Here is a 13,369-nt window from a genome sequence, read left to right on the forward strand (position 1 = left end):
GGCTGTCTTTCGCTGTGCGTCGGTCGGGCTGCGGATAGCTAACGCCCTCCACAACACCACGTCAACACTTTGTTGAAATTCCGTTCATGTAAAAAGCCGTCGCCCGATGATCCGGACGACGGCCCGTGCGTTCATGTGCCGTTTACCTGCAGCCGATGGCCCAACTACTCACCCTTGGCGCCGTTTTCCCTGTTCAGGTAGTTGTAGACGGTGAAACGGCTGACCCCCAGGGCCCCCGCCACCGTCTCGACGCCGTGCCGCACCGAAAAGGCACCGCGTGCCTCCAGGGTCCGCACGACCTCCTGCTTGGTCCTGCGGTCCAGCTCGGCCAGCGGCTTGCCGTGCCGGCGCTCCATCGCGGCCAGGATGTGGTCCAGCGAGTCGGAGAGCTGCGGCAGCCGGACGGCTATGACGTCGACACCCTCCCAGGCCAGTACGACGTCGTCGGCCTCGGCCTGCTCGGGTCCGAGCAGCTCGGCGCCCATGGCGTCGACGAGCGGCTTGACGGCGCTGACGAGGGGGTGGTCCGCGGGCCCGGTCACTTCGGGTCCTCCCCGATGACGTTGACCTGGAGCGAGACCCGGGTGGCACCGGATGCCAGAGCCTTGCGCAGCAGGGAGTCCACCGCGGTGAGCACCTCGTCGGCGCCGCCCTCCGCCGTGTTGCCGAAGGGGCCGACGTCCACCGCGTCCAGCTCGGCCGACTGGATGACCTCGCGGGCCACGACCGCGTGGGCCGGTGCCTCGTCGAGATCGAAGGGCTCGGTGGTGAACTCCACTCTCAGGCGCACTGTGTCTCCCTCATGCTCGCGCCGCGTCCGGGGCGACCCGCGGCTCGGGCACGACCCTAACGGACCGGCGCGGCCCCGCACGGTCTACAGCGGCAGCACGCAGACCGCGGCCGGCGCCGCGAACGGGGTCCCCGCCGGGGTCAGGGCGCCGGTCTCCGCGTCGACCCGGAAGGAGGTGACGGTGCCTGACCGCTGGTTGGCGGCGAAGAGCAGGGTCCCGTCCGGGGAGAAGGCGGTGTGCCGGGGGAAGTCGCCTCCCACCGGCACCGTGTCCAGCAGGCGCAGCGTGGCCCCGCCGCCCTCGACGGCGTACCGGGTGAGGCTGTTGTGGCCCCGGTTGGCGAGGTAGGCGAAGCGGCCGTCACCGGTGACCAGGAGCTGGGCGGGATAGCTGGTGCCCTCGCCCGTTCCGGTGGGCTGCGGAGCGCCCGGTGTCAGGACGCCGGTGGCGGGGTCGTAGCCGCAGACGACGACGGTGTTGTCGAGCTCGCACGCCAGGTAGGCGTGGCGGCCGTCCGGGTGGAAGGTGAGGTGCCGCGGCCCGGCGCCGGGGCGCAGTGCGGCGTACGAGAGCTGCTCCAGGGTGCCGTGGGTCTCGTCGAGCCGGTAGGTGTACACCGTGTCGTTGCCCAGGTCGACGGCGAGGACGTGGCCGCCGTCGGGGGCGGTGACGACCTGGTGGGCGTGGGGGCCGTCCTGGCCCGGTCCGGGCGCGGGCGTGGTGTGGGCGACCAGGTCCGTGCGCTCCCCCACCGATCCGTCGGCGGCGAGCGGGTGCACGGCGACGCTGCCGGAGGTGTAGTTGGCGCTGAGGAGCCACCGCCCGCCCGGGTGCACCGAGAGGTGGCACGGCCCGGCGCCGCCGGTGTCCCGTGTCCCCAGCACCCGGAAGGTGCCGTCGCCTGCGAGCGCGACGGCGGTGACGCCGCCGTTCTCCTGCTCGTCGACGGCGTAGAGCGTGCGGCCGTCGGGGTGCGGCGCGAGGTACGAGGGGTTCTCGACGCCGGTGACGACGGTGCGGGAGGTGATGCCGCCCGTTGCCGTGTCGTACGAGGCGACGCCGATGCCGGTGCCGCCCGGGCTGGCCGAGGTGTAGGTGCCCAGGCAGAGCGTTCCGGTCCGGCGCGGCCCGTGCTGCGCGGGGTGCGGCGCCGGGCCGGGGCGGGTTTCGCGGCGGGGCAGCGTGGGGGCGGCGGCGAGGGCGCCGCCCGTCAGCAGTGCGCCGAGGACGGTGCGGCGGCTGGTGGGGGGTGTCATGCGAGGCACCTCGTGGGGTTGGTGGCGTCGGATGTGTCAGCCCCAGTGGCCTTCCCCGATGGTCCGCACAAGAGTCGCACCGGCCATTGCGCAGGGCGCAACGGTGGGGAGGCGAGTGGCATCGGGGTCAGTCGCCGGACTGGATGTCGCCGCGGGTGGACGACGTGATCGGGTCCCGTCTGGCGAAGTCCCCCGGCGGGATCCCCGGATGGTGTCCCCCCTCCACGGGCTCCACGGCGGCGGCCGGACCGAGTGCCAGACGGGAGACGATCCGGTAGCGGTCGCCGCGGTAGAGCGAGTGCACGTACTCCACGGGGGAGCCGGTGGTGTCCGAGGTCAGCCGCTCGAAGAGGAGGGCCGGGGAGAGTTCCGGGACGTCCAGGAGCCGGGCCTCGGCCCGGGTCACCACGGTGGGTTCGATGGCCTGCACCGCTTCGTGGACGTGCACGTCGTGGCGCTCGCGCAGGTGCTCGTACAGGTCGCCGCTCTCCAGCTCCTCGGCGGACAGGCCGGGGACGAGCTCGGCCCTGATGTGCAGGTGCTCGATCGCTATCGGGGCGCCGTCGACCAGCCGCAGCCGGGCGACGTAGACGATGTCCGCCGCGGGTGACATGCGCAGCTTGCGGCCGACCCGGGCGCCGGCCTGGAGGGTGGTGAACTCCAGCAGGCGGCTCGACCAGGTTCCGGCTGCCCGGGGGACCGAGAGCGCGAGGTCCGCCGAGATCAGCTCCTGGGTGATCTTCGCGGGGGCGACGAACATGCCGCGGCCGTGCTCGCGCACCAGGAGCCCGGCGGCCACCAGCTCGTCGATCGCCGCGCGCAGGGTGGGCCGGGAGACGCCGAGCGTGGCGCAGAGGGCGCGCTCCGAGGGGATGGCGTCGCCGGGGCGGCGCGACTCGATCAGCTCCAGTACGGCGTCGCGGGCCCGTTCCCGTTTGAGCACCGTCCCCGATGCGTCGGCTTCCATGCGCTGCCCCTCCTAACCTTTCCCTCACTTACCAGTTGAGCAACCAGTGGAACCAACTCGGCTACTGGTCAGGGGAAGTGTAACCGCTCTCCAGTCAAACGTCTCGGCCCACAATTCCGCGAGATCACGAAACCCCGTAATCACCAAGGGGGTTGACGGTCCCATTGGTCTATGCCACCTTCATCCACCATCAAGAGGTGAGCTGTCCAGTGGGCTTCACTGGTCAGGTGGTCAGGTCCTGTCTCCCAGAGGTGAACCGTGAAGTACCGCTTGCTTGCCGGTGGGTCCGCGCTCGTGATGGCCGCCGTTCTCAGTGCCTGCGGCTCCTCCCCCGATTCGGCCGGCACGTCCGCCGACGGGCGGACGGACATCGACGTGTGGCTGATGCGCGACAGCGTCTCCGCCGAGTTCCAGAAGGAGTTCGTGAAGGGCTTCGAGGCCGCACACCCCACGATCAAGGTCCGGGTGCAGATCCAGGAGTGGGACGGCATCGGTGAGAAGACCACCGCCGCGCTGGCCAGCAACGACGCACCCGACGTGATCGAGAGCGGCAACACCCAGGTCGCGCAGTTCGCGCAGAGCGGCGGCCTGCTCGACCTGAGCGACAAGGTCGACGAGCTGAACGGCAAGGACTGGCTCAAGGGGCTCGCCGAGCCCGGGGCGTACGAGGGCAAGCAGTACGGCATCCCGTACTACGCGGCCAACCGCGTCGTCATCTACCGCACCGACCTGTTCGAGAAGGCGGGGGTCGACGCGTCCGCGATCAAGACGCGGGAGCAGTGGATCGAGGCCACCGGCAAGCTCAACAAGGGGGGCACGCAGGGCATCTATCTGCCGGGGCAGATGTGGTACGCGCTGGCCGGCTTCGTCTGGGACGAGGGCGGCGACCTCGCCACCGAGTCCGGCGGGAAGTGGAAGGGCGCGCTGGACACCCCGGAGGCGCTGCGCGGAATGGAGTTCTACGAGCGGCTCCAGGCGCTCGGCAAGGGGCCGAAGGACTCCGACGAGGACGATCCGCCGCAGGCCGATGTGATGGCCCAGGGGAAGGTGGCCCAGGTCATCTCGACCCCGGGCGGCGCCAAGGTCGTCACGGAGAAGAACCCGGAGCTGAAGGGAAAGCTCGGATTCTTCCCGATCCCGGGCAAGAGCGCGGACACCCCCGGTGCCGTCTTCACCGGCGGGTCCGACCTGGTGATTCCCACGGCGTCCGGGAAGCAGGAGGCCGCACTGACCTTCGTCAAGGAACTCACCGGTGACGCCTGGCAGAAGAAGCTGGCCGTGGCCATGAGCTACGTACCGAACCGGACGACGCTCGCCTCGGCCGTGGCGGCCGATCCGGGAGCCGCGGCGATGGCGGCCGGGGCGGCGAACGGGCACGCGACGCCCAACACGCCCGGCTGGGCGGCCGTCGAGGCGGAGAACCCGGTCAAGGACTACATGGCGGCCGTCCTCACCGGCGGTGACCCGGCGAAGGAGGCCGCCAAGGCCTCGCAGGACATCACCCGGGCCATGAACACCGCTTCCTGATCCCTCCAGCCCATCAGCCAGCACACCGAGAGGAGGCGTGCCGTGCCGGTCATCCGGGAACGGACCGCACCCCCCAGCCGCCTGCGCCGCCCGGCGACCGGCACGGCAGGACCGCCACGCCGGCGGCGGTCCGGGGAGCCACGCGGCCTCTGGCCGTACGCCCTGATCGCACCCGCCGTCGGCGGCATGCTCTACCTGCTGCTCTACCCGCTCCTTCGGGCCGTTCTCATCTCGATGCAGGACTTCCGGCTGCGCCAGCTGATCATGGGCGACGCGGAGTTCGTCGGACTGCGGAACTACCGGGCGCTGCTGTCCGACCCGCGCTTCTGGGAGGTGGTCCGGCGCACCTTCCTGTTCATGGCGGTCAACGTGGCCCTGATCATGGTGATCGCGACCCTGGTCGCGCTGATGACCGAGCGGCTGGGCCGGTTCGGCCGCACGGTGGTGCTCAGTTCACTGGTACTGGCCTGGGCCATGCCCGTGGTCGCGGCCACCACGGTCTTCCAGTGGCTGTTCCACTCCGAGTTCGGCATCGTCAACCGGCTGCTGGCCGATGCCGGGTTCTCCTCCTTCGACCGCTACCCGTGGTTCGCGCACGGCACCGCCGCCTTCTCGATCCTGGTCCTGCTGATCGTCTGGCAGTCGGTGCCGTTCGCGGCGATCACCGTCTACTCGGCGCTCACCACGGTCCCGGCGGAGCTGTACGAGTCCGCGCGGCTGGACGGGGCGTCCGGCTCCCGGATCTTCCGCTCGGTCACCTTCCCGATACTCCGGCCCATCTTCCTGCTGGTCTTCTCGCTCGAAGTCATCTGGACGTTCAAGGCGTTCGTCCAGATCTGGGTGATGACCCGCGGGGGCCCCGGCGACGCCACGACGATCCTGCCCGTGTATGCGGTGCAGAAGGCACTCGCCGGGCAGCGCTACGACCTGGGCTCGGCCGCCTCGATGCTCACCGTGGTCCTGATGTCCGGGGTGCTCGTCCTCTACTTCCGCCAGATGTTCCGTCAGGAGGACGAGTACCGATGACCCTGCTGCGCCCGAGAATCCGGCGGATCCCGCTGAACGCCGCCGCCGTACTGACCGTCCTGGTCTGCCTGTTCCCCGTCTACTGGATGGTCTCGACCGCGTTCAAGCCGTCGCGGGACATCCAGACCGCCGATCCGGAGCTCTTCCCGCACACCTGGACGCTCGAACACTTCCGCACGGCCGTGCAGGCCGACGGGTTCGAGCTGTTCTGGCGCAACAGCGTCCTGGTGACGCTCAGCTCGATCCTGCTGGCGCTGCTGGTCGCCATCGGCTCGGCGTACGCGGTGGCCAGGATGCGGTGGAAGGGGCGCCGGCAGTTCATGCTCATGGTCTTCATCGCCCAGATGGCGCCCTGGGAGTCGCTGATCATCCCGATCTACATCATCTCCCGCGACACGGACATGCTGGACCGGCTGCCGACGCTCACCCTCGTCTACTTCATGGTCACGCTGCCGTTCTCGATCGTGGTGCTGCGCGGCTTCATCGCCACCATTCCGCCGGAGCTGGAGGAGGCCGCGCAGGTCGACGGGTGCACCCGGACCGGTGCCTTCCGGCGGGTGGCGCTGCCGCTGCTCGCGCCGGGGCTGATGGCGACGTCACTGTTCGGCTTCATCACCGCGTGGAACGAGTTCGCGTACGCCAACTTCCTGATCATCAAGCACCAGGACAGCCGCACCCTGCCGGTCTGGCTGTCGTCGTTCCAGAACACCTTCGGCACCGACTGGGGCGCCACCATGGCCGCCTCGACCCTCTTCGCCCTGCCCGCGCTGGTCGTCTTCCTGCTGCTCCAGCGCCATGTCACCTCCGGCTTCGCGGCCGGCGCCGTCAAGGGCTGACGCCCGAGATCCCAACCCCGGAGGCCACCCCCGTGCCCGCACCACGCCCGGAACAGTCCCTCGTACCCCGCCCCCGCAAGGTCTCGGCCCGCCCCGGCCGGTTCACCCTCGACCAGGACACCTCGGTGCGGGCCTACCCCGGCGCGGAGGGCGCCGCCGACCTGCTGCGCACCCTGCTCGCGCCTGCCACGGGCCTGCCCCTGGCGCCCTCCGCCACCGGCCGCATCGTGCTGGCTCTCGACCCGCAGCTGGGCGGCCTGGGCAAGGAGGGGTACGGGCTCACCATCGGCCCGGACGCGCTGCTGCTGCGGGCCGCGCGGCTCCCGGGCCTGCTCTGCGGCGTCCAGACGATCCGTCAGCTACTGCCGGCCGAGGCTCTGTCGGGCACGGCGCGGCGGGACTCGCCGTGGATGCTGCCCTGTGTCGAGATCAGCGACGTGCCCGCACACCCGTGGCGCGGGTCGATGCTCGACGTGGCCCGGCACTTCCAGCCGGTCTCCTATCTGCGCCGGTACGTGGACCTGATGGCGCTGCACAAGCTCAACACGCTCCATCTCCACCTCACCGACGACCAGGGCTGGCGGATGCCCGTCGCCGCCTACCCGCGGCTGACCGGGATCGGCGGTCACCGGAGGCAGTCGATGTCCGGGCCGCCGGGGCGAGGCGACGAGTCCTTCGACGGGATTCCGCACTCGGGGGCGTACACCCGGCAGGAACTGCGCGACCTGGTCCGTTACGCGGCGGCGCGCGGGGTGCGCGTGGTGCCCGAGATCGAGATGCCGGGCCATGTGCGCGCGGCCCTCGCCGCCTACCCCGAGCTGGGCAACGATCCGTCGCGACGGCTGGACGTGTGGACCCGCTGGGGCGTCTGCGACACGGTGTTCGGCGTCCACGAGGAGGTCTTCGACTTCTGCCGGACGGTGCTTGAGGAGGTCATGGACGTCTTCCCGTCCCCGTACATCCACATCGGCGGCGAGGAGTGCCCGACCACCGAGTGGGAGTCGAGTCCGGCGGCGCGGGCGCGGGCCGCCGCCGAGGGGCTGACCGACGCCCGGGCGCTGCACGGCTGGTTCATGGGCCGGATCGGGTCCTTCCTGGCCGAGCGGGGCAGGCGCCCGGTGGGCTGGGCCGAGACGGGCACCGAGCTCCCTCCCGACTTCACGGTGATGACCTGGCGCGACCCGGCCCACGCCCTGGCGGCCGCCCGCCGCGGCCATCAGGTGGTCACCGCGCACCACCGGGCCACGTACCTCGACTACGCCCAGTCCGCGGACCCCGGCGAACCGGCCGCCCAGCCGGGTCCGCCCGTCGATCTGCGGGCCGTCCACGGCAACCGGCCGGTGCCGGACGGCTGGGACGCCGCGGACGCGGCCCGGGTACTGGGCACCCAGGCCCAGTTGTGGACCGAGTACGCGAGCACGCCGGAGCAGATCGAGTATCTGACCTATCCGCGGCTGTGCGCCCTCGCGGACCGCGCCTGGTCGGGCGGTCGCAGCGACTGGCCCGGATTCCTGTCCCGCCTCGGCCGGCACACGGCACGGCTCGACGCGCTCGGCGTCCGCCACCGCCCCCTGAACCCCCGGTCGCTCCAGACCGCTTCCCCAGGAACAGCGCCACCTCGGCAGGAACCACTCCCCCACGACCGTTCCGGAGAGGAACAGGTGTCATGAAGTCAATTGCGAAGAGCCGGATCCGTGCGGCGGCTGCAGCCGCCGCCACGCTGGCACTGGGCTGTACGGCGCTGGCCGCCGTCCCGTCGTCGGCGAGCGCCGCCGACGGACCGCTCGCCGTGCAGTACCGCACCAGCGCGTCCGGAGTCACCGCCGACCAGAGCGAACCCTGGCTGAAGATACGCAACACCGGCGGCGGAGCCGTACAGCTCAGCACCGTCAAGGTCCGCTACTACTTCAAGGGCGAGGCGGCGGGCGACGCCTACCGGTTCGCCTGTTCCTGGGCGGTGAAGGGCTGCGCGAACATCACCGGGACGTTCGGCACGCTCGCGTCCCCGACCGCCACCGCCGACCGCTATCTGGAGATCGGATTCACCGCGGGCGCCGGTTCGCTCGCGCCGGGCGCCGATACGGGGGACATGCAGCTGCGCTTCCACCGGTCGAACTGGCAGCCCCTGCTGCAGAGCGACGACTACTCGTTCGACGCGGGCCGGACTGCGTACGGCGACTGGTCGAGGGTGACCGCACAGCTCGGCGGGGCCACGGTATGGGGCGAGGCCCCGGAGGGCGACGACCCGACCGGTCCGACCGACCCGCCGGACCCGACCGACCCGCCGGAGGGTGCGCCGACGCTGTTCGACGACTTCGACTACAGCGGGCACACCGATCCGCAGATCGCCGCGCACGGCTGGAGTGTCCGCTCCAACTCCGGGGGACCGGGCGTGCCCGGCGCCACCTGGGCGCCGGAGAACGTCACGTTCGCCACCGAGAGCGGAAACTCGGTGATGAACCTGGAGACGTCGACCGCGGGCAGCGGTGAGTCGACGAAGCAGACCGAGATCCTGACCCGGTCGATGAAGTTCCGCAACGGCACCTACGCGGCCCGGGTGAAGTTCAACGACGCTCCGGTGTCCGGGCCGGACGGCGACCATCTCGTCCAGACGTTCTTCACCATCAACGACCTCAAGGCGCCGATGGCGGACGACTACGCGGAGTACGACTTCGAGTACCTGCCGAACGGCGGCTGGGGCGAGAGCGGCAACATCCTCTACACGACCTCGTGGGAGACCTACCGGCCCGACCCCTGGGAGGCGGTCAACGCGCACACCGAGTCCCGGCAGAGCTACGCGGGCTGGCACGACCTGGTCGTGACGATCGACGACAGCGCCATCACGTACTACATCGACGGCCAACTGTTCGGCACGCACGGCTCGGCGTACCTGCCGGAGCGGGGAATGTCGATCAACTTCAACCAGTGGCTGATCGATCTGGCCGGGCAGACGAGCACGACGCCCCGCTCGTACGACCAGCAGGTGGACTACGTCCTGCACGTGAAGGACCAGGTCCTCACCCCGGCGCAGGTCAGTGCCCGGGTGAGCGCGTTCCGCACGGCGGGGACGGCGTTCCAGGACACGGTGCCGGCCGGATAACGCGGTACGGGAAGGGAGGCGGGGCGGACGGCCGTTGCGGTGTCCGCCCCGCTTCCGTATGTCCGGACCCGGTCGTGGCCGGTCACGACCGCCCGTGCCCGGCCCGAATCCCCGGCGCCCCCTTGACAGCCCACCCACCTCCCGGGCAATCTTCCGTTGAGCAGAAACAAACTTCCGCGATACGGAAGGAGCGCCGAACCCTCATGGGCTACCCGGACCAGCGCTTCGATGTGAACCTTTCGATCCTCTTCACGGAACTCCCGCTTCTGGAGCGACCCGCGGCAGCCGCCGCGGCGGGCTTCACTGCGGTCGAGCTGTGGTGGCCGTGGACCGAGACCCCCACCCCTCCGCAGGCCGAACTCGACGCACTGAAGAAGGCGCTCGACGACGCGGGCACCCAGCTGGTGGGGCTGAACTTCTACGCCGGACAGCTCCCCGGCCCCGACCGCGGCGCGCTCTCCGTGCCCGGCACGGAGTCGGACCGCTTCCGGGCCAACATCGAGGTGGCGGCCGGCTTCGCCGCCTCGGTCGGCTGCAAGGCGCTCAACGCGCTCTACGGCAACCGGGTCGACGGCGTCGACCCCGCCGTACAGGACGAACTCGCCCTGGAGAACCTGGTCACCGCCGCCCGCGCGGCCGACCGGATCGGGGCCGCCCTGCTGATCGAGACCCTGAACGAGCCGGAGTCACCGCGCTACCCCCTGGTCAGCGCACCGGCCGGGATCGAGGTCGTCGACAGGATCAACGCGGCGACGGGCCTCGGCAACGCGAAGTTCCTCCTGGACCTCTACCACCTGTCGATGAACGGCGAGGACCTCAGCCAGGTCATCACCGCGTACGCCGACCGGACGGGCCACGTCCAGATCGCGGACAACCCGGGGCGCGGCGCGCCCGGCACCGGCTCGCTCCCGCTGGAGCAGCTCCTCGACGAGCTGGCGAAGGCCGGTTACGACGGCTGGGTCGGCCTGGAGTACAAGCCGGGCGCCCGGACGGACGCGGAGTCCTTCGAGTGGCTCCCGGCCACCGCGCGGGCCGCCCTCTGAGGACGGCGGACTCCCCCTCGTACACACGCCTATCGGAAGGCACCCTCATGAGCAACAACCTCCCCAAGGTCGCGTGGATCGGGCTCGGCATCATGGGTTCGCCCATGTCCGAGAACCTGGTCAAGGCCGGTTACGACGTCACCGGTTACACCCTGGAGCAGGACAAGGTCGACCGGCTGGCCGCGGCAGGCGGCACCGGCGCGTCCTCGATCGCCGAGGCGGTCGGGGACGCGGACGTGGTCATCACTATGGTGCCCGCCTCCCCGCAGGTCGAGGCGATCGCGTACGGCCCCGAGGGCATCCTGGAGAACGCGAAGCGCGGCGCGCTGCTGATCGACATGTCCTCGATCACCCCGCAGACCTCCGTGGACCTCGCGAAGAACGCCGCCGAGAAGGGCATCCGCGTCCTGGACGCCCCCGTCTCCGGAGGGGAGGCCGGCGCCATCGAGGCCGTGCTGTCCATCATGGTCGGCGGCGAGCAGGCGGACTTCGACGCCGCGAAGCCCGTGCTCGACGCCCTGGGCCGGACCATCGTGCTCTGCGGTCCGCACGGCTCCGGCCAGACGGTGAAGGCGGCCAACCAGCTGATCGTCGCGGTCAACATCCAGGCCTGCGCCGAGGCCGTCGTCTTCCTCGAGAAGTCCGGGGTCGACCTGGCCGCCGCGCTGGACGTCCTCAACGGCGGACTGGCCGGCTCGACCGTACTGACCCGCAAGAAGGACAACTTCCTCAACCGGGACTTCGCTCCGGGATTCCGGATCGACCTGCACCACAAGGACATGGGCATCGTCACGGACGCCGCCCGCAACGTCGGCGCCGCACTGCCGGTCGGCGGTGTCGTCGCCCAGCTCGTCGCCTCACTGCGCGCGCAGGGGGACGGCGGCCTGGACCACTCGGCACTGCTGCGCTCGGTCGAACGCCTCTCCGGTCAGCCCGTCCGGGCCTGATCCGCAGCGGCCGGCCCCTCGCCGGGCCCGGCCGGAACCACCCCGCCGGGTGCGTATCCCCCGGCCCGCAGACTTCCGGGCGGCGTCGGCGCTGACACCTGTCCTGTCGCGCCCAGGCGCCGGCGCCGTCCGGAACACCTCCCACCCACACCCCCTCATGAATTTCAACAAACTGTTGACGTCGGGATCGGGGCGTACTTACGCTCCTGGAGCCCCCAGGCCGTCGCAGTTCAGCAGCTCCCGTACGGAAGGTCGCCCCGATCCCATGACGCAGCGCGTGCTTACGACCGAGTCCGGCGCCCCGGTCGCCGACAACCAGAACTCCGCCACCGCCGGTGTCGGTGGCCCGATCCTCCTCCAGGACGGTCACCTCCTGGAGAAGCTCGCCCGCTTCAACCGGGAGCGCATACCGGAGCGCGTGGTGCATGCCCGGGGCTCCGGCGCGTACGGCTACTTCGAGGTGACCGACGACGTCACCGGCTTCACCCGTGCGGACTTCCTCTCCGAAGTGGGCCGACGCACCGAGACGTTCATCCGCTTCTCGACGGTCGCCGACTCGCTCGGCGGCGCGGACGCGGTGCGCGATCCGCGCGGCTTCGCCCTCAAGTTCTATACGGACGAGGGCAATTACGACCTGGTCGGCAACAACACCCCGGTGTTCTTCATCAAGGACCCGATCAAGTTCCCCGACTTCATCCACTCGCAGAAGCGCGATCCGTTCACGGGTCGTCAGGAGCCGGACAACGTCTGGGACTTCTGGGCTCACGCGCCCGAGGCCACGCACCAGGTGACCTGGCTGATGGGCGACCGCGGCATCCCGGCCTCGTACCGCCACATGAACGGCTACGGCTCGCACACCTACCGGTGGACGAACGCGGCGGGCGAGGCCTTCTTCGTCAAGTACCACTTCAAGACGAACCAGGGCGTGCGCTCCCTCTCCGCCGACCAGGCCTCCGAGCTCGTCGGCAAGGACGCCAACTCCCACCAGACGGACCTGCTCCAGGCCATCGAGCGCGGCGTGAACCCGTCCTGGACACTGCACGTGCAGGTCATGCCGGCCGCCGATGCCGCGGACTACCGCTTCAACCCGTTCGACCTCACCAAGGTGTGGCCGCACAGCGACTACCCGCTCCAGCGGGTGGGCCGGCTCGTCCTGAACCGCAACCCGGACAACGTCTTCGCCGAGGTGGAGCAGGCCGCGTTCTCCCCGAACAACTTCGTGCCCGGCATCGGCCCGTCCCCGGACAAGATGCTCCAGGGCCGGCTGTTCGCCTACGCGGACGCGCACCGCTACCGGCTGGGCGTCAACCACACCCACCTTCCGGTGAACGCGCCGCGCACGGCCGTCGTCGACAACTACGGCCGCGACGGGCTGCACGCCACGCGCAACGGCGCGCGGCACGACAAGAACTACGAGCCCAACTCGTACGCGGGCCCGGCCCAGACGGACGCGGCGCACTCCGCCCCGCTCGCCGTCCAGGGCTGGACCGGCACCCACGAGGCGCCCGCCCACACCAAGGACGACGACTTCTTCCAGGCGGGCGAGCTGTACCGGCTGATGTCGGACGACGAGAAGGGCCGGCTGATCGCCAACATCTCGGGCGGCCTCTCGCAGGTCACCCGGGACGACGTGATCGAGAAGAACCTCGCCCACTTCCACGCCGCGGATGCCGAGTACGGCAAGCGCGTGGAGGAGGCCGTCCGCGCCCTGCGCGAGGACTGAGCCCCTCTCCCCCAGACCCTGCTCGCATCGTTGCGCCCGCCCGGATGAGGGGTTGCGCGGGGCGCGGGCAGGACGAGGCCGCGGCGGTGGTGCGATGCCAGTGCGGTGGTGTGGGTGACGGTCCGGTCTCCTGACCTGAAGGAACCGGGCCCG

Annotated in this window: 12 protein-coding genes; 8 read left to right on the forward strand and 4 right to left on the reverse strand. The window is 70.7% G+C overall.

From position 1 onward, the window contains the following. Positions 1-164: 164 nt before the first annotated feature. The 4 genes from ABT025_RS23640 to ABT025_RS23655 form a co-directional block, all read right to left on the reverse strand. Positions 165-542, reverse strand: a complete 378-nt coding sequence (locus ABT025_RS23640) for a helix-turn-helix domain-containing protein (protein WP_350997845.1) — start codon at positions 540-542, stop codon at positions 165-167. Next, positions 539-790: a YkoF family thiamine-binding protein gene (locus ABT025_RS23645; RefSeq protein WP_266784485.1), complete on the reverse strand. Its 252-nt coding sequence runs from the start codon at positions 788-790 to the stop codon at positions 539-541. The genes ABT025_RS23640 and ABT025_RS23645 overlap by 4 nt, the downstream gene beginning before the upstream one ends. Positions 791-874: 84 nt before the next feature. Beyond that, on the reverse strand, positions 875-2,047 hold the full coding sequence (locus tag ABT025_RS23650) for a lactonase family protein (protein ID WP_350997848.1): 1,173 nt from the start codon (positions 2,045-2,047) through the stop codon (positions 875-877). A 127-nt stretch (positions 2,048-2,174) separates the two neighbouring features. Beyond that, entirely contained in the window at positions 2,175-3,014 is an 840-nt protein-coding gene (locus tag ABT025_RS23655; protein WP_350997851.1) for a GntR family transcriptional regulator, read from the reverse strand. A gap of 258 nt (positions 3,015-3,272) precedes the next feature. On the opposite strand from ABT025_RS23655, the gene ABT025_RS23660 reads away from it, so the two are divergent. The 8 genes from ABT025_RS23660 (at position 3,273) to ABT025_RS23695 (ending at position 13,216) form a co-directional block, all read left to right on the forward strand. Next, positions 3,273-4,541 (forward strand): extracellular solute-binding protein, encoded by a 1,269-nt coding sequence (locus ABT025_RS23660; protein WP_350997853.1) that lies wholly within the window; start codon positions 3,273-3,275, stop codon positions 4,539-4,541. Positions 4,542-4,583: 42 nt separating this feature from the next. Next, complete coding sequence (locus tag ABT025_RS23665; protein WP_350997856.1) at positions 4,584-5,567, forward strand: carbohydrate ABC transporter permease; 984 nt, start codon at positions 4,584-4,586, stop codon at positions 5,565-5,567. Continuing rightward, positions 5,564-6,403 carry a carbohydrate ABC transporter permease gene (locus ABT025_RS23670; protein ID WP_350997859.1) on the forward strand — a complete coding sequence of 280 codons (840 nt, stop codon included), beginning with the start codon at positions 5,564-5,566 and terminating at the stop codon, positions 6,401-6,403. The genes ABT025_RS23665 and ABT025_RS23670 overlap by 4 nt, the downstream gene beginning before the upstream one ends. Before the next feature lie 32 nt (positions 6,404-6,435). Continuing rightward, positions 6,436-8,073, forward strand: coding sequence for a beta-N-acetylhexosaminidase (locus tag ABT025_RS23675; protein ID WP_350997862.1), 1,638 nt, complete (start codon positions 6,436-6,438; stop codon positions 8,071-8,073). Continuing rightward, entirely contained in the window at positions 8,070-9,503 is a 1,434-nt protein-coding gene (locus tag ABT025_RS23680; protein ID WP_350997864.1) for a cellulose binding domain-containing protein, read from the forward strand. The genes ABT025_RS23675 and ABT025_RS23680 overlap by 4 nt, the downstream gene beginning before the upstream one ends. 203 nt (positions 9,504-9,706) lie before the next feature. Further along, positions 9,707-10,546: a TIM barrel protein gene (locus tag ABT025_RS23685; protein ID WP_350997866.1), complete on the forward strand. Its 840-nt coding sequence runs from the start codon at positions 9,707-9,709 to the stop codon at positions 10,544-10,546. A 47-nt stretch (positions 10,547-10,593) separates the two neighbouring features. After that, positions 10,594-11,493 (forward strand): 2-hydroxy-3-oxopropionate reductase, encoded by a 900-nt coding sequence (locus ABT025_RS23690; protein WP_350997869.1) that lies wholly within the window; start codon positions 10,594-10,596, stop codon positions 11,491-11,493. Positions 11,494-11,758: 265 nt separating this feature from the next. After that, positions 11,759-13,216: a catalase gene (locus ABT025_RS23695; protein ID WP_350997872.1), complete on the forward strand. Its 1,458-nt coding sequence runs from the start codon at positions 11,759-11,761 to the stop codon at positions 13,214-13,216. Positions 13,217-13,369: the final 153 nt, after the last annotated feature.

The sequence above is a fragment of the Streptomyces sp. NPDC002809 genome (assembly GCF_040295435.1).
Lineage (GTDB): Bacteria > Actinomycetota > Actinomycetes > Streptomycetales > Streptomycetaceae > Streptomyces.

Bases quoted from the DNA above. Each gene is read 5' to 3' on its own strand.
- ABT025_RS23650 (WP_350997848.1), bottom strand. From the start codon at position 2,047: ATGACACCCCCCACCAGCCGCCGCACCGTCCTCGGCGCACTGCTGACG.
- ABT025_RS23655 (WP_350997851.1), bottom strand. From the start codon at position 3,014: ATGGAAGCCGACGCATCGGGGACGGTGCTCAAACGGGAACGGGCCCGC.
- ABT025_RS23670 (WP_350997859.1), top strand. From the start codon at position 5,564: ATGACCCTGCTGCGCCCGAGAATCCGGCGGATCCCGCTGAACGCCGCC.
- ABT025_RS23680 (WP_350997864.1), top strand. From the start codon at position 8,070: ATGAAGTCAATTGCGAAGAGCCGGATCCGTGCGGCGGCTGCAGCCGCC.
- ABT025_RS23685 (WP_350997866.1), top strand. From the start codon at position 9,707: ATGGGCTACCCGGACCAGCGCTTCGATGTGAACCTTTCGATCCTCTTC.
- ABT025_RS23690 (WP_350997869.1), top strand. From the start codon at position 10,594: ATGAGCAACAACCTCCCCAAGGTCGCGTGGATCGGGCTCGGCATCATG.
- ABT025_RS23695 (WP_350997872.1), top strand. From the start codon at position 11,759: ATGACGCAGCGCGTGCTTACGACCGAGTCCGGCGCCCCGGTCGCCGAC.